The following is a 21,018-nucleotide window of genomic DNA, read 5'->3' as shown; positions in this document are numbered from 1 at the left end:
ACCGTCGATCGAGCTCCGCTCGACGCAGAACCGCTGGTTCAACGCTCGACGAAGCCGGTCAGACCGCCCTTGGGTTCCATCCACAGCTCGGCGACGTGATCCACCCGACCGGGTGTCCGGCCGGAACGCAGCGCCTCCAGGAGTTTTTCGCAGTCTTCCCGCGGACCCTCGGCGACGACCTCGACCCGGCTGGCGGGGAGGTTGGTGGCGCTTCCGACGAGTCCCAGCTCCAGCGCGCGAGATCGCGTCCACCAGCGGAAACCCACGCCTTGAACTTGCCCGTGCACCCGCGCGATCAGTCGTGCCCGTTCCGATTCCGTCACGGTCCCCGATGATGCCGCGCCCGCTTCGAGGTCACATTACCGGCAGCTGATCGAGACCGATCCGGCTGCCGGTATGATCCGCCAGATCCCGGCGCGAGCCGGTGACCGCGGGGGACGAGGACGAACCGACACGAGTTGGGGCACCGATGGACCCGTTGGACGTGGAAGACCCGGACGCCCGGCCGAAGCGCCTGGTGATGCTCGCCGCGTCCGGCATCGCGGTGGCCACGATCTTCGCGACGACCGCAGCTGTCGTGGCCGGATCTGACAGGCGCGAGTCCGCCGGCCCGGACATCACCCTGCGCCCCACCACCACTCGCAGCAGCGCCACCTCGTACACGACGGCGCCACCGATGCCCCCGGGCCCGCCGATCACCGGCACCACGAGCTCGGAGACCTCCAACACCAGCGAGGACGCGTCGACCACGCGCAGCTCGTCGTCGACGACGCCGTCGGCCACGCAGGCGCCGCCACAGCCTCCGACCCCGACCACGACGACGCCCCGCCCGACGCCGACCAGGCCGTCGCCCACCTCGTCGCCGACGCCGACCACCACGACCGAGCCAAACCCGCCGGAACCCACCGCCACGCACGGCCCGAGCTCGACCAAGACGTCGAACTGATGTCGCTGGCAGTGCACGCGTGCCGGTCGTTGTGCTCGTGGCACCGGACTCCCGCGCAGCTCGACGGACTTCCGCTGCTGGCCTGCCGGGGCTGCGGTTCGCAGTGGATCCGCAGCGAAGCGTGGACGCCGATCGATCACACCGGCCGCATCCCCGACGACGTGCGCGCGGAACTCCGGCAGCGCTGAGTCAGCTGGGGTCGCCCTCCACGACGAGATCCGCGCGGTGGCGAGTGCCTGCGACGAGGGCGGCGTTGCGCTCATCGCTGCGGCGGACCCACTCGGCCGCGGCCTCGGGCGTCCGGCCGTAGCGGACGTGGCGGTCGATCAGCCGCTGCACGCGCAACTCGTCGTCGGGCGCGAGGAACCAGCACTCGTCGAGCAGCCCGCGCACCTGTGACCAGGGCGGGGTGTCCAGCAGCAGGTAGTTCCCCTCGGTGATCACCAGCGGGACGTCGGGCTCCACGACGATCTCGGCAGCGAAGGACTCCTCGACCTCGCGGTGGAACCGGGGCGCGAACACGGCCTCCGAGCCCTCCCGGATCCGCCGCAGCAGCGCGACGTAACCGGCTGCGTCGAAGGTGTCCGGTGCTCCCTTGCGGTCGGCCCGGCCCAACCGCCGCAACTGCTCGTTGGCCAGGTGGAACCCGTCCATCGGCACCAGCACGGCGGAGTCGGCGACCTCGCTGCGCACCCGCTCGGCCACGGTGCCCTTGCCCGCTCCCGGCGCCCCGGCGATCCCCAGGATCGCTCGCGTCCCGCTCTCCGCGAGGCGCTTCGCCCGCGAGATCAACTCCGAATACACGACCCCACCCTAGTTCCGCCGCCCCCGCACTCCGGTCTTCGAGCCCTCGCCAACTCCGAACTGACCGGCCGCATCGAACCAGACCCCGATCATGGGCACCCCGGCTGACCGGATCTCAGCGGAAATCGGGGTACGGGCTTCCGCTGAAGTCGTGGGCGGCAAAGTCGTCCCAGACCTCGGTGAGGAGTTCCCGGACGTACTCGGCGAGACGGCCGTTGTCGGCTGGTGCGATGGTGCTCCAGGCCCGGCCGTCGCCACTGCTGCGAACGACGTGCAGGTAGCGGCCGCGATCGGTGTCGTGGAAGGCGACGACGCGACCGGCGCGGGCGGGCTTGCCACGTCCCGCGCTGCCCTCGGCCCCGAACTGGCCGCGAATTCCCATGTTGTTGGCCATGTTCGCGACGTCCGCCGCGTCGTCGTGACCGACGCCGAGGATGCGCAGCTCATCGGTGAAGGCCAACGGGTTCCCCGCTCCGGCGACGTCGGAGGCCTCGCGCAGTGCCCGGTTGGGCAGGCTGACCGCGCGCCCGGGACCGGGCGGCACTTCACCGGCGACCGACACGGCGGCCTCGGCCAGCGAACCGCCCCTGATCGGAGTCATCTCGACCACGTCGCCGTCGACGACCACCAGCAGCCCTTCACCGCCGTTCGCGCAGGCCAGCGCGCGGATCGGGCGGTCGGCCCAGATGCGGACATCGATGCTGCGCTGCGGCCGGTCCAGCAGCCCGAGCAGGTCGGCGAACTCCACCTCGACCCGGTCGCGCTTGGTCTCGGCGAGTCGCTTGTGACGCAACGAATCCCACGCCTGCGCGACGAGTTCCGCGCGCTCGGTGTAGGTGGAACCCGGGCTGGGCACGTCGAGGATGATGTGGCGCCGCTCGTCGAACCCGGCCGCCTCGCACACGACGTCGAACTCCAGCGCGGACAGGTAGATCGGTTCGGCTTCGGCTCCGGGGCGCAACGTCAGTCCCGCTTCTTCGGCTCGGCGTCGTCGTCTTCGCTCTCGGTGGCCTGCGGCTCGACGTGCCCCAGCACAGCGGGAGCGACCAGTCGGTCGTCGTCGAACGGGGTTTCCTCGGCGGTGTAGTCGTTGTCGTGCTCGGAGCCCTCGCCCGGCTTCTCGCCGCGCGTGGCCGCGGGCGACATCACCGATCCGGGCGCGGGCCGGCTCCCCGGAGTGCTTCCCGCCGCCTTGCCCACCACCGTGTCTCCCGGACCTCCGCCTATGGTCCCGCTCCGCGTCGCGGGAGTCTTCGACTCGCCCGCCCCGGGCACGACCTTGGGGCCGGACGTGGTCGCAGGGAGCCGACCACCGATGACCTTGCTCGCCGCGTACGCGCCGATCCCGGCCACCGCCGCACCACCGGCGGCGATGCCCAGGACCGTTCCCGTGCTGACTCCGCCGTCGTCGACCCCGGCCTGCGGGTCCGGATCGGCGTCGAACTCGGCCGCGTGCTCGTCCTCGCCCTGGTCGGGACGCTCTCGGTCACCGGGTCGCTCCTGGTCAACGGGTCGCTCCTGGTCACCGGGACGCGCCTGGTCACCGGGACGCCTCCCGGCGGGCGGCTGCTCGCCCGGGCGCTGCCCGGCCGACGGCTGCTCGACGGGCGTCCTCGGCGCACCCGGCCGGTCCCCACCGACCTGACCACCACCGACCTGACCACCACCGACCTGGCCTCCGGCGACCGCGCCACCGGCGATCGCACCGCCGACGACCGCGTCACCGGCGAGGTCTTCCTGGGAACCACCCGCGGCCGTCCCGAACGATCCGTTCCCAGCTGAGGACGCGGTCCCGGACGATGCCGCTGGCACCACCGCGGTGGCTGGCATCGTCGGCAGCGGCTGGTAGGCCTGGGCCTGCTCGACCGAGGTGTCGCGGTAATTCGACAGCGCCGCCTGCGCGGCCTGCTTCTCCGCCTCGATCTTCTTGGCTTCCTCGTCGTAGTCGCTCTCGTAGCCGAATCCGCCGCCGGCCCACTCGAAGACGTTCTCCGACTGCTTGTGCCGCAGCTCCTCGGCGTTGGGCAGCCGGTGCCGCGCCGACTCGTACCCGCCGGCCTGCGCGTCGACGCTGCTCGCCGACACCGCGAGCGGATCGGGGGCGTCGCCGAAGGCCACGCTCTGCTGCCGGGTCGCCTCGGCGGCGAGGCTGCCCGCGCTGCCCTCCCACTCGACGTGCAGCTTGCCGAGCTCGCGGCGCAGCGCGTCGTCGAGGTCGACCACGACCTGCACGCACTCGTCCAACGCGCGAACGGCTCCCTGCATCGCCTGGGTGCCCTGGCCCTGCTTGATCTGAGCGATCCACTCCTGCAGCTCGGGGATGTCCATCCCCTTGAAGCGGATGTCGCGGATCGGGTCGGTGTAGGTCACGCCAGCCCCCTAGCTCTGAGCCTGCAACGTGCTGACGGCGGAATGCGCCGCCGTCTGGGCCTTCTCGCACATCTGGTCGGCGTTCATGGCGCCGGGTGTCTGCAACTGCATGTTGACCCAGACCGTCTGGCCCTCCGCCGCGTCGATGAACGCATCGCAGCCGAGACCCTCCCCGCCGCCGATCTGGCTCTGCACGGTGCCGAAACCGCTGAGCACGTAGACCTGTCGCGTACCGGGGCTCGAGTTGATCTTCTGCAGGAACAGCTCGACCGGCTCCGGCACGATGCGCACGCCGATCGCGAAACGGGCCGCACCGGTGTCGCCGAGGTAGCCGCAGCCGTTGTAGTTGTCCCCGTTCCTGATCACCGGCTGAGCGCCGCCGACCCGCAACGACTGCTGCTGCTCAGCGCTGAGCCAGGTGCACACGTCGTCGTCCTGCTTGCCCGCGACCGCCAGGTCCTCCGGCCGCTGCGGCAGTTCCACCGACTCGGCGGGGGCGGGAGCGATCGGCGCCGGGGCCGGGTCGGGACCGTTGACAGCGCAACCGGTCACGACGAGCAGAGCCGCGCAGGCCGCCGCCACTGCGCTCCAGGGACGCACTCGCACCGGCGTTCCCCTCACTTCGGTCCTCGCGTGAGCTGGAAGGAGGCGCTGATCTCCTCGTCGGTGTAGCCGTACTGCTTCGCCGCCTCACCGATCTGCTCCCCGAGCTGCACGACGTTGTCCACGTACTGCACGAGCCGGTTGAAGTGCGAATCGGGATTGCCCAGCAGGTAAGCGGTCCAGGTGTTCGCGGCGTGCTTGCTGACGTCGTCGTTGGCCGGCGGGGTGACCTGCAAGCTGGCGGCGAGGCCGTACAACCGCTCGCGCGCGTCCTCGGCCGCGGCGAGGATCGTCCTGCGGACCTGGAGGACGTTGTCCTCGTTGACCGTGATGGTCGGCCCGGCCACTCCCGCATCCGGCGCAGGAGGTGGTGGTGTCGTCATCGCGGAAACCCCCAGGTCGCAGCGGCATTTGATCACCCGGTCGGGACCGACAGTAGCAGCGCTCCAACCCGGCCAGCACCCACTTCCGAGAACTCCCCACCCCTATTCGCGAACGCGCATGGGAAGGTTCAGACCTCCAGCCGGTACCCCATTCCCGGTTCGGTCAGCAGGTGGCGGGGGCGGCTGGGGTCGAGTTCGAGCTTGCGGCGGAGCTGGGCGAGGTAAACGCGCAGGTAGTGGGTCTCGTTGGCGTACTGCGGACCCCAGACTTCGTGCAGCAACTGCTTCTGCGCCACGAGGCGCCCTTGGTTGCGCGCCAGCAGTTCCAGCATTCCCCACTCGGTGGGGGTGAGGTGGATCTCGACGCCGTCGCGGAGCACCTTCTTCGCCGAGAGGTCGACGGTGAAGGTCGCCGTCTCGACCACCGGCTGGTCGTCCGAGCCGCTGGTGCTGGCCCGGCGGACGGCGGCCCGCAGCCTCGCCAGGAGTTCGTCCATGCCGAAGGGTTTGGTGACGTAGTCGTCGGCTCCGGCATCGAGGGCGTGGACCTTGTCGGCTGAGTCGGTGCGCGCCGACAGCACGATGATGGGAACCGTCGTCCACCCGCGCAGTCCGGCGATCACCTCGGTGCCGTCGAGGTCCGGCAACCCGAGGTCCAGCACGACGACGTCGGGTTTGCCGTCGCCGGCCGCGCGCAGCGCCGACCTCCCGTCGACGGCGGTGAGCACCTGGTACCCGCGAGCGGCCAGGTTGATCCGCAGGGCGCGCAGCAGCTGCGGTTCGTCGTCGACCACGAGGACCTTCGCCATCTAATCCCCCTGCCGGTCCGCCGCGGGGAGCGAGACCACGATCGTCAGTCCGCCACCAGGAGTGTCCTCCGCGCGGATGGTTCCCCTCATCGCGTCCACGAACCCCTGCGCCACGCTCAGCCCGAGGCCGACACCACCCGGCCCCGCGTCACCGCGCTCGCCGTGTTCGCCGAGGCGCTCGAAGGGAGCGAACGCGTCCTCATCGGCACCGGCGGGAAGCCCGGGCCCGTGGTCGACGACGCGCAGCTCGACCCGGGAGGCGTGGGCGCTGGCGCCGACCCGGATGCGCCCCTCATCCGGCCGCCCGTACTTGAGCGCGTTCTGCACGACGTTGGCCACTACCCGCTCGATCAACCCGGGATCGGCCATCACGCGCGGCAGCCGCTCGGAGATGTCGAGGTCGATGTGGTGCCGCCCGTCGAGGCCCGCCAGCGCGCGGGCGACGACCTCGTCGTAGCCGACGGGGTGCAACCGCGGTGTCACGGCACCGGTGGCCAGGCGCGAGGAGTCCAGCAGGTTGTCGACGAGCTGGGTGAGCCGGTCGGCGGATTCCTCCACTCCCGCCAGGAGTTCCCCGGTGTCGTCCGGGGACAGCTGCAGGTCGGGGGCGCGCAGGCTGCTCACCGATGCCTTGATGGACGCCAGCGGGGTGCGCAGGTCGTGGCCCACGGCCGACAGGAGGGCGGTGCGCAGCTGCGTGGCGTCGGCGCGACGCTGCGCCTCCCTGGCTCCGTCGGCCATCCGCTGCTGCCGCAACGCCAGCAGCGCCTGCCCGGCCGCACCTTCCAGGACCACGCGGTCGGCGGCGGGAAGGGGCCGTTTGCCCGCGCGGCGCAGTGACAGGTGGGCGTCCTCGGTCACCTCGATGTCCACATCGGACTCATCGGGCCGTCGGCACGGATCGCCCCCGGTGCTCGCGGCGACCCTCCAGGAGTCGTCGACGCGCTCCAGCAAGGCCACCGACGTGAGGCCGAAGTTCTCCGCGACCTTCTCCAGCAACCGGGCCAGAGGTGCCGGATGGGTCAGCACGGTGCGGGCGTAGGAGGTGAGCAAGGCCGCCTCCGTGCCGGCGCGGGCCGCCTGCTCGGCGAGCCGGGCCGCCCGGTCGACGGTGAAGGCCACCAGCACCCCGACCAGCACCATCCCCACCAGCGTGACCACGTTCTCCGGATCGGTGACCATCAGCGAGTAGCGCGGTTCGGTGAGGAAGAAGTTGAACAGCCCACCCGCCAGCAGCGCGGCCGCGATCGACGGTGCCATCCCGCCCACCAGCGCGACCACGGTCGTGGCCAGGAAGTAGCCGACGACGTCGGTGGACACCGCGACGTCCGCCCACGTCGTGGCGAGCACCGTGACCAGCGAGGGCAGCACCACTGCGAGCATCCAGCCCCACGCCTGGCGGGTCGCCGACAGCGGGTTGCGGGCCAGGTTCTTCAGCAGTCGCCTGGTGCCCGCCTCGTCGTGGGTGACCATGTGGACGTCGACCGGCCCGGACTCCTGCACCGTGGTCGAGCCGATCCCCTCGTCGAAGATCCGCGCCCAGCGCGATCGGCGAGAAGTTCCCAGCACGAGCTGGGTGGCGTCGGCGGCGCGGGCGAACTCCAGCAGCGCTTCCGGGACGTCGTCGCCGACGACGGTGTGGAAGCTGGCGCCCACGGCGTCGGCGACCTCGCGCGCTCTGCCCAGCGCGCGAGGGGACGTTCCGGACAGCCCGTCGCCGCGCAGGACGTGCACGACCTGCAGTTCGGCTCCAGCGCGGGCGGCGATCCGGCGGGCCCGGCGGATCAGCGTTTCGCTCTCCGGTCCGCCGGTCACCGCGACCACGACCCGTTCCCGGGTTTCCCAGGTCGCGGTGATCTGCTCCTCCGCCCGGTACCGGCGCAGCGCCACGTCCACCTGGTCCGCCAGCCACAGCAGGGCCAGTTCGCGCAGGGCGGTGAGGTTCCCGGTGCGGAAGTAGTTGCCCAGGGCCGCGTCGACCCGCTCGGCCGGGTAGACGTTGCCGTGGGCCATGCGGCGGCGCAGCGCCTGCGGGGTGATGTCGACCAGCTCGACCTGCCCCGCCCTGCGGACCACGTCGTCGGGGACGGTTTCCCGCTGGCGGACCCCGGTGATGGTCTCCACGACGTCGTTGAGGCTGTCCAGGTGCTGGACGTTGACGGTCGAGAGCACGGTGATGCCGGCGTCCAGGAGTTCCTCGACGTCCTGCCAGCGCTTCTCGTTGCGGCTGCCGGGGGCGTTGGTGTGGGCGAGCTCGTCGACGACGGCGACCTCCGGTCGGCGTGCGAGCAACCCGTCCACGTCGAACTCGGTCAGCGCCACCCCGCGATGGGACTTCTCCGCCCTCGGCAGCACCTCGAGGCCGTCGAGCAGCGCCGCGGTCTTGGCGCGTCCGTGGTCCTCGATGAACCCCGCGACCACGTCGGTGCCGCGCCCGGCCCTGCGGTGCGCTTCGTTGAGCATCGCGTAGGTCTTGCCGACCCCCGGCGCCGCCCCGAGGTATATCCGCAGCTCACCGCGCTTTCGCCCCTGTTCCACGACGTCCAGTCTCCTACTGCCCGCTGCTATCAGCGCCGAACATCATCGGATGTCATCGCTCGCGCCCCAGCCCTCCGCGGCCGCGGCGCCCTCAGTCTCGGCTGAGCTACATCGCCGCGCGACACGTTCGTTCCCCTCGTCACCGCGCGGCTCGGTGCACGGCCACGTTGAGGGTGGTGACGTTGACCGCGCTCGGTGACACGAGGCCGCCTTCCTCGCAGCCGGCGATGAGGCGGTGGACCTCTGCGAGGGACAGTCCCGTCACCCTCGCCACCCGGGACGCCTGGAGCTCGGCGTAGGCCGGGCTGATGTGCGGGTCGACTCCGCTCGCCGAGGCGGTGACCGCATCGGCCGGGACCGCGTCGGGGGCGACTCCCTCCCGGGCCGCGATGGCGCTGCGACGTTCCTGGACCGCGGCGAGGAGGTCGCCGTTGAAGCCGCCGAGGTTCGAGCCGCCCGACGTGGCCGGATCACCGGGACCGAGGGGACCTTCCGCCGACGCCGACGGCCGGGTGTGGAAGTAGGGGTCCCTCGCCGGATCTTCGCTCACGGGGTCGATTCCGATCAGCGAGGAGCCGACCACGCGGCCGTCGGCCACGATCTGCGAACCCTCCGCGTGGGCCACCAGCCCTGGGAGTCGGCTGACTCCCCAGATCGCCATCGGATAGCCGATGCCGAGCACGACGGTGGCCACCAGCAGCAGCCGAAGTCCGGCCGCGCACTGACGCAGCAACGCACTCACTCCCCTCACCCGATTCCGGGCACGAATCGGATCACCATGTCGATCAACCAGATCCCGGCGAACGGCGTCACCACACCGCCCAGTCCGTAGATCAGCAGGTTCCGCCGCAGCAGGACGGCCGCCGCTGACGGCCGGTAGCGGACACCTCGCAGCGCCAGCGGGACCAGCGCGACGATGACCAGCGCGTTGAACACCACCGCCGACAGCACCGCCGAGTTCGGGGTCGACAGGCCCATCACGTTCAGCGCGTCCAGCTGCGGGTGGATGCCCACGAACAGCGCGGGCAGGATCGCGAAGTACTTGGCCAGGTCGTTGGCGATGCTGAAGGTCGTCAACGCGCCACGGGTGATCAGCAGCTGCTTGCCGATCTTGACGATCTCGATCAGCTTGGTCGGATCCGAGTCGAGATCGACCATGTTGCCCGCTTCCTTGGCCGCGCTGGTGCCGGTGCTCATCGCGACCCCGACGTCGGCCTGGGCGAGCGCGGGGGCGTCGTTGGTGCCGTCACCGGTCATGGCCACCATCCGCCCACCGGCCTGCTCCTGCTTGATCAAGGCCATCTTGTCCTCGGGCTTGGCCTCGGCGAGGTAGTCGTCCACCCCGGCTTCGGCGGCGATGGCGCGGGCGGTGAGTTCGTTGTCGCCGGTGATCATCACCGTCCGGATGCCCATCGCGCGCAGCTCGGCGAAGCGCTCGGGCAAACCGGGTTTGACCACATCGGACAGCCGGATGACGCCGACCACGCGGTCGTTCTCCGCGATGACCAACGGCGTCGCGCCGCACGCGGCGATCTCCTCGGCGCGTCGCACGACCTGATCGGGAAGTATTCCCACCTGGTCGCGGATCGCGCTGAGGGCTCCCTTGCGGAAGCTGCGGCCGTCGAGGTCTATGCCGCTCATCCGGGTCTGCGCGGTGAAGGGAACCTCCTTCGCACCCACCTCCGCACCAACGGCTACCTCGGGCAGGCCGAACTCCCGCGCGCAGAAGGCCACGATGCTGCTGCCTTCGGGGGTGGGGTCGGCGAGGCTCGACAGGCGGGCGACCTTCGCGAGCTCGGCAGGACCGACGCCGTTGACGGGGACGAGCTCGGTGCACCGGCGGTTGCCGGAGGTGATGGTTCCGGTCTTGTCCAGCAGCAGCGTGTCCACGTCGCCTGCGGCCTCGACCGCGCGGCCGGACTTGGCGAGGACGTTGCGCTGCACGAGCCGGTCCATCCCCGCGATGCCGATCGCCGAGAGCAGCGCTCCGATCGTGGTTGGGATGAGGCACACCAGAAGCGCGGTCAAGGTCGTGACCTCGATCAGCGAACCGGAGTAGGCCGCCATCGGCTGCAGGGCGACCACGGCGAGCAGGAATGTGATCGTCAGCGTGGACACCAGGATGGTCAGCGCGATCTCGTTGGGCGTCTTCTGCCGTTGCGCGCCCTCGACGAGCGCGATCATGCGGTCCACGAAGGTCTCGCCCGGTGCGGCGGTGATCCGCACGACGATCCGGTCGGAGAGCACGGTGGTTCCCGCCGTCACGGCCGAGCGGTCGCCGCCGGATTCCCGGATGACGGGCGCGGACTCACCGGTGATGGCCGATTCGTCGACGGTCGCGATGCCGTCGACCACGTCTCCGTCGCCGGGGATGGTCTCGCCCGCCTCGACCACGACCTCATCACCGATCGCCAGTGCGGTGCCGGGAACCTCCCTCTCACCCCCTCCTACGAGCTTGCGGGCGACGGCCTCGGTCCGGGTGCGCCGCAGGGATTCCGCTTGCGCGCGGCCTCGTCCTTCGGCGACAGCTTCGGCGAGGTTCGCGAACAGCACGGTGAACCACAGCCACGCCGCGACCGCGATCGTGAAGGCGCTCGGGGAGAACGCGGCGAGGACGGTGGTCAGCGCAGAACCGACCCACACCACGTACATCACCGGATTGCGCAGCTGGTGTCGCGGGTGGAGTTTGCGCAGCGCTTCGGGGACCGAGCTCAGGAGCTGGCGTGGGCGGAAGGTTCCCGCGGCGGTTCGCCGTTGCGCGGCGGACGTTTCGAGCGCGGGTTCCAGGGTGGTGGTCATGCCAGGGCCTCCGCGATCGGGCCTAGTGCGAGTGCGGGGAGGAACGTCAGCGCTGCGAAGAGCACGACCGTGCCGCCGAGCAGGCCGGCGAACAGCGGCCCGGTGGTCGGCAACGTCCCGGCGGTGGCGGGGACGCGTTGCTGCTGCGCGACCGAGCCGGCGAGCATCAGCACGGCCAGGATCGGCACGAAACGACCCATCAGCATCACCACGCCCAGCGCGGTCTGGAAGAAGGGGCTCGTCGCGGTGAGCCCGGCGAAGGCGCTGCCGTTGTTGTTGCCGGCGGAGGCGAAGGCGTAGATCACTTCGGAGAGCCCGTGCGCGCCGGTGTTGTTCAGGGCGTGCCCGGTGGAGGGAAGCGCCATCGCGAGCCCGGTGCCCAGCAGCACGGCGGTCGGCATCGTCAGCACTGACAGGGCGGCGGCCGTCACCTCGCGACGGCCAAGCTTCTTGCCGAGGTACTCCGGGGTGCGTCCGACCATGAGCCCTGCGAGGAACACGGCGATCACGGCCAGCACGAGGATTCCGTAGAGCCCGGCGCCGACTCCGCCGGGAGCGATCTCCCCGATGAGCATGTTGAGCAGGACGGTCCCGCCACCGAGTCCGGTGAAGCTGTCGTGCATCGCGTTGACCGCGCCCGTGGAGGTGCCGGTGGTGCTCACCGCCCACAGCACGGAGGCGTCGATGCCGAACCGGGCCTCCTTGCCCTCCAAGGCGACTCCCGCTGCCAGCGCCGCCGGGCCGTTCGGGTGCGTTTCGGCCCACCAGGTCACGGCCAGCATCGCCGCCCACAACGTTGCCATCACCGCCACCAGGGCGTGGCCTTGCCGGCGGTCGCCGACCATGGTGCCGAAGGTGCGGGTCAGCGAAACCGGGATGACCAGCAGCAGGAAGATCTCGAGCAGGTTCGAGGCGCCGCCCGGGTTGGACAACGGGTGCGCGGCGTTGGCGTTGAGCACGCCACCGCCGTTGGTGCCGAGCTCCTTGATGACCTCCTGGCTCGCGATCGGGGCGGTGGCGATGGTGCGCGCCTGCCCGTCGAGGCCGGTCACCTCGATGCCGGGTGCGAGGCTCATCGCCGCACCCAGCGCGACCAGCACGATCGCGGCCACGACCGAGATCGGCAGCAGGATCCGGGTGCACCCGCGGGTGATGTCGACCCACACGTTGCCGATCCGGCCGGTGCCGTTGCAGGCGAAGCCGCGCACGAGGGCGACCGCGACGGCCATCCCCACCGCTGCGGAGAGGAAGTTCTGCACGGTCAGCCCGGCCATCTGGACGCCGTGCCCGAGGACTTCCTCGGGCACGTAGGACTGCCAGTTGGTGTTGGTGGCGAAGCTGACGGCGGTGTTGAACGCCATCGACGGCGGCACGGAACTGCGTCCGAAGTTCAGCGGGAGCAGCGGTTGCAACCGCTGCACCGCGTAGAGCAGCGCGATCGAGACCAGCGAGAACGCGAGCACACCGGTCGCGTAGCTGGTCCAGCGCTGCCGGGTCGAGGAGTTCACGCCGACCAGTCGGTAGACGACCTTCTCGACGCGCCAGTCGGTTTCGGCGGTGTAGGCGCGCGCCATGTAGTCCCCGAAGGGCTCGTGCACGACCGCGAGCAGGGCCACCAGCAGACCCGCTTGGAGCAGTCCCATCAGAACTTCTCCGGGCGGACCAGCGCGACGAACAGGTATCCGATCAGCAGCAGCGCCAGCACACCACCGGCGGTGTTGGCGACCAGGGCACTCATAACCGCTCCAAACCGCGCAGCAGCAGCGCCAGCGCCAGGAATCCGCCGACCAGCAGCGCCGCGAAGGCGATATCGACCACGACCGGTCACCCTTCCCGAGTTCTCCTCGATGACCCGTGGTCCAGCCAAGCCCCGCACCGGATGCGCGGTCGAGTCCCATGACGACTCCTTGACGCGGTGGAGGGCGTCCTTGATGCGTTCTTGACGAAGCCGCTTTCCTCCCGTTCTCAGCAGGTCTGCGCGTTTTGCGGGGTGGGTGAGTTCACTCCGCTAGTTGGTTTCATCGATGCAACGATCTCGTTACTCTCGCTAACAAGTAGGCGCGTCGAGAACTCACCGCGAAGCGCCCGAGAACGGCACCGAACGAGATTGGGGAAGAGTCCGGAAATGTGTGGAATCTCCGGCTGGATCGACTTCCAGCGCGACCTGACCGAGCGCCGCTCCACAGTCGACGCCATGTGCGACACCATGACCTGTCGCGGCCCGGACGCGGGTGACACCTGGGTCAGCAGGCACGCCGCGCTCGGACACCGGCGGCTGGCCATCATCGACCTGCCCGGAGGCGCGCAGCCGATGGAGGCGGAGAGCGGCCAGGTCGCCATCGTCTACAGCGGTGAGGCGTACAACTTCACCGAACTGCGCGACGAGCTCCGGCGCCGCGGCCACCGGTTCGACACCGACAGCGACACCGAGGTCGTGCTGCACGGCTACCTCGAGTGGGGCGCCCAGGTCGCCGAACACCTCAATGGCATGTTCGCCTTCGCCGTCTGGGACTCCCGCGAGGAGGAGCTGCTGCTCGTCCGCGACCGGATGGGCATCAAGCCGCTGTACTACTACCCCACCGACCACGGCGTGCTGTTCGGCTCCGAGCCCAAGGCGATCCTGGCCAACCCGCTCGCCGACGAGGTCGTCGACGCCGACGGCATGCGCGAGCTGTTCGGCATGGTCAAGACTCCCGGCCAGGCCGTGTGGGCGGGCATGCGCGAGGTCGAGCCCGGCACCGTCGTCACACTCGGACGCAAGGGCCTGCGCGAGCAGACCTACTGGGAGCTGCAGGCCACCGAGCACACCGACGACCAGCAGGCGTCCGTGGCGCACGTGCGCGAGCTGATGGACGACATCGTGCAGCGCCAACTGGTCTCGGACGTGCCGCGCTGCGTGCTGCTCTCCGGCGGCCTCGACTCCAGCGCCATCACCGCGCTGTCCGGTCTCCACCTGGCCAAGAGCGGCGAGCAGGTGCGCAGCTTCGCGGTCGACTTCCTCGGTCAGACCGAGAACTTCGTCCCCGACCCCATGCGCGCCACCCCGGACGGCCCTTACGTGCGCGACGTCGCCGAGCACGTGGGCTCGCAGCACCAGGACATCGTCCTCGACCCCGACACCCTCGCCGACCCGGAGGTGCGCCGCGCGACCGTGCAGGCGCGCGACTTCCCGATGGGCCTGGGCGACATGGACCAGTCGTTGTACCTGCTGTTCAAGGCCATCCGGCAGCACTCCACGGTGGCGCTGTCAGGTGAGTCCGCCGACGAGGTCTTCGGTGGTTACAAGTGGTTCCACGACCCGGACGTGCGCGCGGCCGACACCTTCCCGTGGCTGGCCGCCGTGCAGAGCCAGGGCGCCGGCTTCGACATGCTCGACCCCGGGGTCGCCGCCGCGCTCGACATCCCGTCGTTCATCGCCGACGGCTACCGCACCGCGCTCGGCGAGGTTCCCACCCGCGACGGGGAGAGCGACCTGGAGCGGCGGATGCGGGAGATCTGCTACCTGCACCTGACCCGCTTCGTGCGCATCCTGCTCGACCGCAAGGACCGGATGAGCATGGCGGTCGGCTTGGAGGTGCGCGTGCCCTTCTGCGACCACCGCCTCGTCGAGTACGTCTTCAACACCCCGTGGTCGCTCAAGACCTTCGACGGCCGCGAGAAGAGCCTGCTCCGCCACGCCACCGCCAACACCCTCCCGCAGTCGGTGGTCGAGCGGGTCAAGAGCCCGTACCCGTCCACTCAGGACCCGAAGTACGCGGCGGTCCTGCAGCGCCAGGTCCGCGACCTGGTCAAGGCCGACAGCCCTGCGCTTTCGCTGCTGAACGAGAAGTGGATCGCCGAGGCCCTCGAGCAGGACCCGGCCAACATCGACACGGCTGCTCGCTACACCTTCGAGCGCGCCCTCGACCTGTCGGTCTGGTTCGACCTCCACAACCCCACCGTCAAGCTCTGACCGCATGAGGGGCGAGGAGGGGAGACGCAGTTCCACCCGAGTCGCGGCTGCCCTCCTCGCTTCAGGCGACCGGCAGCAGGAGGCGGAAAGTGCTGCCACCGCCTGGACTGCCGTGGAGTTCGAGGCGACCGTTGTGCGCCTGCGCCAGTGCTGCCGTGATCGCCAGTCCCAGCCCGGTCCCGCCGGCAGCACGGGTTCGCCCCTCGTCGACTCGGTAGAAGCGGTCGAAGATCCTCGTCGCGTGCTCCGGCGGGATTCCCGGCCCGGTGTCGGTGACCGAGACCGCGACCACCCTGGCCCCGTGGCGGATGCTCGCGCCTGCCGCGGCGACGGCCCGGTCGTTCACCTCGGCGTGGGCGATGTCGACCGTGATCGGCGAACCGGCCGGGGTGTGCACGAGGGAGTTGTTGACCAGGTTGGTCAGCACCTGCCGCAGCCGGGCGCCGTCACCGAGGACCCGCAGTTGGTCCGGGCCCTCCAGGGTGATCACGCGTTCCGGGTCGCGCGCTCTGGCGTCGTGCACGACGTCGTGGGCCAGCGGCACCAGGTCGAGCTCGACCAGGTCGATGGTGCGTTCCCGGTCGAGCCGCGCCAGCAGCAGCATGTCCTCCACCAGCCCGCCCATCCGCACCGCCTCGGACTCGATGCGGCGCATCATCATCCGCACGTCCTCCGGCCGGTGCTCCTCGCTGCGGCGGTAGAGCTCGGCGAACCCGCGGATCGAGGTCAGCGGGGTGCGCAGCTCGTGCGAGGCGTCGGCGACGAACCTGCGCAGCCGGTCCTCGGAACGCTCCCGCTGCTGCAACGCGTCGGTCAGCCTGCCGAGCATCGTGTTCAGAGCCTCGCCGAGCCGGCCGGTCTCGGTGCGCGGATCCTGATCGGGCACCCGACGATCCAGCTGACCCGCGGCGATGGCGTCGGCGGTGTCCTCGATCCGCGCCAGCGGGCGCAGGCTGAGCCGGACCGTTCCCGCAGCGGCCAGCGCCAGCACCAGCAGCACCAGCCCACCGACCACCAGCTCGATGACGACCAGCTGCTGCACCGTCGCCTGGGCGTTGCCCAGGGACAACGACAGCACGACGTTGCGCCCGTCGGGCAGTTGCACTCGCCGCACCCGCCAGTCCGAACCGCCCGCCCGGTCGGGGACCGTGCCGACCAGCGGTCCGCGCTCCGGGTTGAGCAGGAGGGGGCCTCCCGGCTCACCCTCGGTCGCACCGAGGGTTGCCCCCACCTGGCGACCGGCGGGGTCGAAGATCAGCACGCGGAAGTCGGTCGGCAGCTCTCCCCGGCCAGGGCCCTCGGGATGCCGGTGCGTCGGGTCCGGAGGCGGCATGCGGCCTTCCTCCCAGGGCATCGACATCTCGGCGAGCCGGTCGTCGGTGCGTTCCACCAGGGAGCGGTTGAGCAGCGCGACGCTGGTGAACCCCATCAGCAGCAGGCCCACGACCAGCGCCCCGACCAGCACGAGCACCAGGCGTCCGCGCAGCGTGCGCAGGAACCTCATCGGTTCTCCGGGGGGAGCCGCAGCACGTAGCCGACCCCGCGGATGGTGTGGATCAACGGCGGCGACACCGAGTCGATCTTGCGCCGCAAGTAGCTGATGTAGGACTCCACGATCCGCGAATCGCCGCCGAACTCGTAGTTCCACACCCGGTCCAGGATCTGCACCTTGCTGACCACCTTCTCGGAGTTGATCAGCAGGTACCGCAACAACTTGAACTCGGTCGGCGACAGGCTCACCAGCTGCCCGGCCCGGCGGACCTCGTAGGTGTCCTCGTCGAGCTCCAGGTCCTGGTAGCGCAGCTTGGCGCTGTCGTCCTGCTCGGGACGGACGCGCCGCAGGATCGCGCGCAGCCGCAGGACGACCTCGTCGAGGCTGAACGGCTTGGTGACGTAGTCGTCGCCACCCGCCGTCAGGCCGGCGATGCGGTCCTCCACCGCGTCGCGCGCGGTGAGGAACAGCACCGGGACGGTGCTTCCGCCGCCGCGCAGCTCGGTGGCGACGGAGAAGCCGTCGCGGTCGGGAAGCATCACGTCCAGCACGACGATGTCCGGGTGGAACTCGGCCGACGCCCGCAACGCCTCCGCACCGGTCGCGGCACCGCGGACCTCGAAACCGCTCAAGCGCAGTGCCGCCGCCAGCAGTTCCAAGATGTTGGGCTCGTCGTCCACGACGAGCACTCGTGCTCCACTGCTCTCCACCACGTCCTCCAGCATCACCCACCTCACTGGGAAAACCCTGGACGTTCGCTGAAAGGCCCCAGGTGTCGTCCCTCACCCGGCAGGAGCGGGACAACACGGATCACCGCCGTGATCCGCGAACGGGATGCGGCGGTAATCGCATCACCCGCAGGCGTAGAGCTGCTGGGAGGAGTCCGTCGCGCCGCCGTAGGCCGCGGGGTCGACGAGGGTGCAGCTCCGCTTCACCCAGTTCTCCCGGTCGGTGGCGGCCTGACCGCCTCGGCCGCCACCGGGCGGTCGCACGCCGGCGCCGCCCTGCTCCCCGTTCAGGACCTGGCCGTCGTGGGCACGCACCAGGCTGCCCGGGCCGCCGCCCAGCAGGACGAACCCGAGTTGGCCGCTCCGCTCCCACTCCGTGAGCTGGGCGACCGACGGTGCGTCATCGGAACCCATGAAGCCGCCCATGCCGACCACCGCCAGATCGGTGTTGATGATGTAGCTCGACGCGCCGTTCGCGCCGCCCTCCACAGCCAGGGGGATCCGCGCGCCACCCGCGTTCGCCTTCACGTGGTCGACGATCTTCTGCTGATCGGCGCTCAGCGAAGCACCTCCAGGACCGCCACCCATGCCACCGCCGGGGCCTCGATCCCCGAACGCGCCGGGAGGCATCTGCCCGCTCATGCCCGGCACCTGACCGTCCATGCCCGGCATGCGGCCGTCCCTCGACCCACCACCGGGCCCACCCATCGACGTCTGCGGTCCGGCCATCGGGTTGGCGCCACCCATCATCCCAGTGCCCCCGCCGACAGCACCGATCGCCGACCAGGTCGCGGGCACGGTGAGCATCGCCGACAGCGCCAGCACGAACCCGGCCCTGGCCACACCCGCGCGTCCACGACGACCGACCACGAGCACCACCAGCGCCAGCACTCCCAGCCCCACGGCCAGGTAGCCGGTCCACGGGTGCCAGCTCATGTCTCTCGCCACCACGGCCATCGCCCAGGCGACGGTGATCGCGACACCGACGGGCAGCAGCAACCAGGCCTTCCCGCCCGGCTGCCGGTACCACTGCCAGAACCGGACCAGCCCGGCCCCGACCACCGCGCCGACCGCGGGCGCCAGCATCGTCGTGTAGTAGGGGTGCATGGTGCCCTGGGCGAAGCTGAACATCACGCCGATGACGACCAACCAGCCGCCCCACAACACCCAGCCCGCGGTCAGCTCGCGATGCGGGGAACTTCCTGCTCGCCAGTGCCGAACCCCCAGCACCAGCATCGTGACCAGCACCAACGCGCACAGCGGCAGCAGCCAGCTGATCTGACCGGCCAGCTGCTCGTTAAACATCCGCAGCACGCCTGCGGTTCCGGAGAACCCGCCGCCACCGCCGGGTCCGCCCCCGGGCCCGCTGCCCTGGCCCGAGCCTTCACCGAGGATCCGGCCGAAGCCGTTGTAGCCGAAGATCAGGTCCCACGCCGAACCGTCCGTGCTGCCACCGATGTAGGGCTTGGGCGAAGGCCACAACTCGGTCGCCACGACCCACCAGAACGAGCCCACCAGCAGGACCGCAGCCGCCACGCAGAGGTCGGCGGACTTGCGCCCCCAGCCGTTCCCGCTGCCCACCAGGTAGGCCGCGATGAACGCCGGCAGCACCATCCACGCCTGCAACATCTTGGTCAGGAACCCGCAGCCGACCAGGAACGCGGCCAGCGCGATCCAGCCGGTCGAACGGCGGTCGGACACCGCCCGCGTCATCGCGTAGGCCGCGGCGACCACCAGCAGCACCAGCAGCGTGTCCGGGTTGTTGTCCCGGTTGATCAGCACGGTGATGGGGCTCAGCGCCAGCACCAGCGAGGCGATCAGCGCGGCGTTCTCCCCCGCCCACCGCCGCACCGTCCGGTGCAGCAGGAACACGGCCGCGACACCGCACACGACCTGCGGGAACAGCACGGCGAACTGGTTGAACCCGAAGATCTTCACCGAGAGCACCTGCAACCACAGGGCCATCGGGGGTTTGTCGACGGTGACGACTCCGGCCGCGTCGAACGACCCGAAGAAGAAGGCCTCGAAGCTCGCCGACATCGACTTCACAGCCGCCGAGTAGTAGCCGTTGCCCCACGAGCTCCCGATCCCCCAGAGGTGGAGCACGGCCGCGAGCGCGCAGGCCCCCGCCAACGCGAGCCGAGACCGCAGCGGCGGCTCATCACCGCGCGTTCGCGGCCGTACGGCCCCTTCGATCGCGATCATGACACTTCCCCTTCCTTCACCGGGCCCGCGAAGACCCACGAGCGGAGCAGTACGAACCGCACAGCGGTACCGACCACAGAGGACAGAACGAGGACCACGACCTCCAGCCAGCGCGACGGATCCGCCGCGCAGGCGTGCAACCCGAGCAGCGCGCCGGAGGTCACCACGTAGTACAGCGCGAAAACGATCAGCCCTTGGGCGTGCACCCGACCGGACGAGCCGCGCTGCTGCGGGAACGTGCAACGCCGGTTGGCCTCGGTGTTCCACACCGTCGTGACGGTCAGCGCGACCAAGTTCGCCAGCAGTGGTGGCCACCAACCGCGCAAGATCGCGTACAGCACCGACGTGAGCACTGTGGACACCAACCCGATCGCGCCGAAGGAGACCAGCTGCCACAGCAGGCCGTTCTCCCGCTCGGCCAGCACCGCTTGCGGGTGCGCGGCCCGGGGTTCGGGACGTCGCGGCAGGCCCGGGACCCGCGCTGCGCCGGTGATCTTGGCGCGCGCTACCCGGACCAGCCCTGCGACGTCGTCGGTCGCTGTGCGCAGCACGTTCACCCGGGTGTCGACGTCTTCGACCCAGTCCACCGGTACCTCGTGCACCCGCAGGCCGTTGTGCTCGGCCAGCAGCAGCAGTTCGGTGTCGAAGAACCAGGAATCGTCGGCCACCTGCCGCAGCAGCGGACGGATGATCTCGGTGCGGGCGGCTTTGAAACCGCACTGGGCGTCGGTGAACCGCGCGCCGTGGGTCCACCTGATCACCTTGTTGTAACCACGCGAGATCATCTCCCGCTTCCCGCCGCGCACGGTCCGCGCGCCCGGGGCCAGCCGGGAGCCGATGGCCAGGTCGGAGTGCCCGTTGACCAGCGGCGCGACCAGCGGCAGCAGCGCGTCCAGCCCCGTCGACAGATCCACGTCCATGTAGACCACGACGTCGGCGTCGCTGCACCCCCACGCGGTGCGCAACGCCACGCCGCGTCCCTTGCGGTCCAGGTGCAGCACCCGCACGTTGGGCATCTCCTGGGCCAGCCCGTGCGCCACCTGCAGGGTCGAATCCGTGCTGGCGTTGTCGACGACGGTGATCGACCACGAGAAGGGGAACCCCTCGTCGAGGTACCTGCTCAGCACTTCCAGGCATCCGGGAAGGGAACGTTCCTCGTTGTAGACCGGGATCACCACGTCGACGGTCGCGGTCCGGTTCGACGCGCGCTGCTCTGCCTCGGCGCCGAGCTGCGGCACGGCACTCATCTCCCACCCACCTCTCATCCGGTTCGGCATCCATCAAGCCGGACGCAGGTGCGAGCGCCGTTGGTGGAAGCTGGGAATCAGCTGGGAGCGGGCTTCCCGGCGGGCGTGCGGTCAACTCACACGGTTCTCCCAGCGGCAGCGG

The 21,018-nt window shown here is 70.5% G+C and carries 19 protein-coding genes; 2 read left to right on the top strand and 17 right to left on the bottom strand.

Features of this window, described 5'->3' with window-relative positions:
• Positions 1 to 38: 38 nt before the first annotated feature.
• Both E1161_RS19785 and E1161_RS27305 read right to left on the bottom strand, forming a co-directional pair.
• Positions 39 to 323, bottom strand: a complete 285-nt coding sequence (locus tag E1161_RS19785) for an acylphosphatase (protein WP_132625441.1) — start codon at positions 321 to 323, stop codon at positions 39 to 41.
• Between the two features lie 31 nt (positions 324 to 354).
• Complete coding sequence (locus E1161_RS27305; protein ID WP_165939879.1) at positions 355 to 933, bottom strand: hypothetical protein; 579 nt, start codon at positions 931 to 933, stop codon at positions 355 to 357.
• Between the two features lie 12 nt (positions 934 to 945).
• On the opposite strand from E1161_RS27305, the gene E1161_RS19775 reads away from it, so the two are divergent.
• Positions 946 to 1,134, top strand: coding sequence for a hypothetical protein (locus E1161_RS19775; RefSeq protein ID WP_132625439.1), 189 nt, complete (start codon positions 946 to 948; stop codon positions 1,132 to 1,134).
• Between the two features lies 1 nt (position 1,135).
• Here the strand turns inward: E1161_RS19775 and E1161_RS19770 are convergent, their stop codons facing one another.
• The 11 genes from E1161_RS19770 to kdpF form a co-directional block, all read right to left on the bottom strand.
• Positions 1,136 to 1,750: a nucleoside/nucleotide kinase family protein gene (locus E1161_RS19770; RefSeq protein ID WP_132625437.1), complete on the bottom strand. Its 615-nt coding sequence runs from the start codon at positions 1,748 to 1,750 to the stop codon at positions 1,136 to 1,138.
• A 115-nt stretch (positions 1,751 to 1,865) separates the two neighbouring features.
• On the bottom strand, positions 1,866 to 2,711 hold the full coding sequence (locus tag E1161_RS19765) for an ESX secretion-associated protein EspG (RefSeq protein WP_132625435.1): 846 nt from the start codon (positions 2,709 to 2,711) through the stop codon (positions 1,866 to 1,868).
• A gap of 2 nt (positions 2,712 to 2,713) precedes the next feature.
• Positions 2,714 to 4,120 carry a hypothetical protein gene (locus E1161_RS19760; RefSeq protein ID WP_132625433.1) on the bottom strand — a complete coding sequence of 469 codons (1,407 nt, stop codon included), beginning with the start codon at positions 4,118 to 4,120 and terminating at the stop codon, positions 2,714 to 2,716.
• Positions 4,121 to 4,129: 9 nt separating this feature from the next.
• Positions 4,130 to 4,726, bottom strand: a complete 597-nt coding sequence (locus E1161_RS19755) for a DUF3558 family protein (protein ID WP_207920308.1) — start codon at positions 4,724 to 4,726, stop codon at positions 4,130 to 4,132.
• A gap of 11 nt (positions 4,727 to 4,737) precedes the next feature.
• The gene (locus E1161_RS19750) at positions 4,738 to 5,106 is read right to left on the bottom strand and encodes a hypothetical protein (protein WP_165939878.1); all 369 of its coding nucleotides are present in this window, start codon (positions 5,104 to 5,106) and stop codon (positions 4,738 to 4,740) included.
• A 128-nt stretch (positions 5,107 to 5,234) separates the two neighbouring features.
• Entirely contained in the window at positions 5,235 to 5,915 is a 681-nt protein-coding gene (locus E1161_RS19745; protein ID WP_132625429.1) for a response regulator, read from the bottom strand.
• On the bottom strand, positions 5,916 to 8,453 hold the full coding sequence (locus E1161_RS19740; RefSeq protein WP_132625427.1) for a sensor histidine kinase: 2,538 nt from the start codon (positions 8,451 to 8,453) through the stop codon (positions 5,916 to 5,918).
• Between the two features lie 139 nt (positions 8,454 to 8,592).
• Entirely contained in the window at positions 8,593 to 9,195 is a 603-nt protein-coding gene (locus tag E1161_RS19735; RefSeq protein WP_132625425.1) for a potassium-transporting ATPase subunit C, read from the bottom strand.
• A 5-nt stretch (positions 9,196 to 9,200) separates the two neighbouring features.
• Positions 9,201 to 11,252, bottom strand: coding sequence for a potassium-transporting ATPase subunit KdpB (kdpB, locus tag E1161_RS19730; RefSeq protein WP_132625423.1), 2,052 nt, complete (start codon positions 11,250 to 11,252; stop codon positions 9,201 to 9,203).
• A complete protein-coding gene (gene kdpA / locus E1161_RS19725) occupies positions 11,249 to 12,895 on the bottom strand; it encodes a potassium-transporting ATPase subunit KdpA (protein ID WP_132625421.1) in 1,647 nt (548 codons plus the stop codon). The genes kdpB and kdpA overlap by 4 nt, the downstream gene beginning before the upstream one ends.
• On the bottom strand, positions 12,895 to 12,990 hold the full coding sequence (kdpF, locus tag E1161_RS19720) for a K(+)-transporting ATPase subunit F (protein WP_132625419.1): 96 nt from the start codon (positions 12,988 to 12,990) through the stop codon (positions 12,895 to 12,897). Before kdpF ends, kdpA begins: the two co-directional genes overlap by 1 nt.
• A 387-nt stretch (positions 12,991 to 13,377) precedes the next feature.
• On the opposite strand from kdpF, the gene asnB reads away from it, so the two are divergent.
• Positions 13,378 to 15,204, top strand: coding sequence for an asparagine synthase (glutamine-hydrolyzing) (gene asnB / locus E1161_RS19715; RefSeq protein WP_132625417.1), 1,827 nt, complete (start codon positions 13,378 to 13,380; stop codon positions 15,202 to 15,204).
• 61 nt (positions 15,205 to 15,265) lie between these two features.
• On the opposite strand, the gene E1161_RS19710 is transcribed toward asnB, so the two are convergent.
• From E1161_RS19710 to E1161_RS19695, 4 genes are all read right to left on the bottom strand, one after another.
• Positions 15,266 to 16,708 carry a sensor histidine kinase gene (locus E1161_RS19710; protein WP_132625415.1) on the bottom strand — a complete coding sequence of 481 codons (1,443 nt, stop codon included), beginning with the start codon at positions 16,706 to 16,708 and terminating at the stop codon, positions 15,266 to 15,268.
• Positions 16,705 to 17,421, bottom strand: coding sequence for a response regulator transcription factor (locus tag E1161_RS19705; protein WP_132625465.1), 717 nt, complete (start codon positions 17,419 to 17,421; stop codon positions 16,705 to 16,707). The genes E1161_RS19710 and E1161_RS19705 overlap by 4 nt, the downstream gene beginning before the upstream one ends.
• Positions 17,422 to 17,547: 126 nt before the next feature.
• Positions 17,548 to 19,629 (bottom strand): ArnT family glycosyltransferase, encoded by a 2,082-nt coding sequence (locus E1161_RS19700; RefSeq protein ID WP_132625413.1) that lies wholly within the window; start codon positions 19,627 to 19,629, stop codon positions 17,548 to 17,550.
• Complete coding sequence (locus E1161_RS19695) at positions 19,626 to 20,876, bottom strand: bifunctional glycosyltransferase family 2/GtrA family protein (protein ID WP_132625411.1); 1,251 nt, start codon at positions 20,874 to 20,876, stop codon at positions 19,626 to 19,628. Before E1161_RS19695 ends, E1161_RS19700 begins: the two co-directional genes overlap by 4 nt.
• Between the last annotated feature and the right edge of the window lie 142 nt (positions 20,877 to 21,018).

The sequence above is a fragment of the Saccharopolyspora aridisoli genome (assembly GCF_004348445.1).
Taxonomy (GTDB): domain Bacteria; phylum Actinomycetota; class Actinomycetes; order Mycobacteriales; family Pseudonocardiaceae; genus Saccharopolyspora; species Saccharopolyspora aridisoli.
Note: the sequence above shows the minus strand (reverse complement) of the source record. Positions and strands in the feature narration are given on the sequence as shown.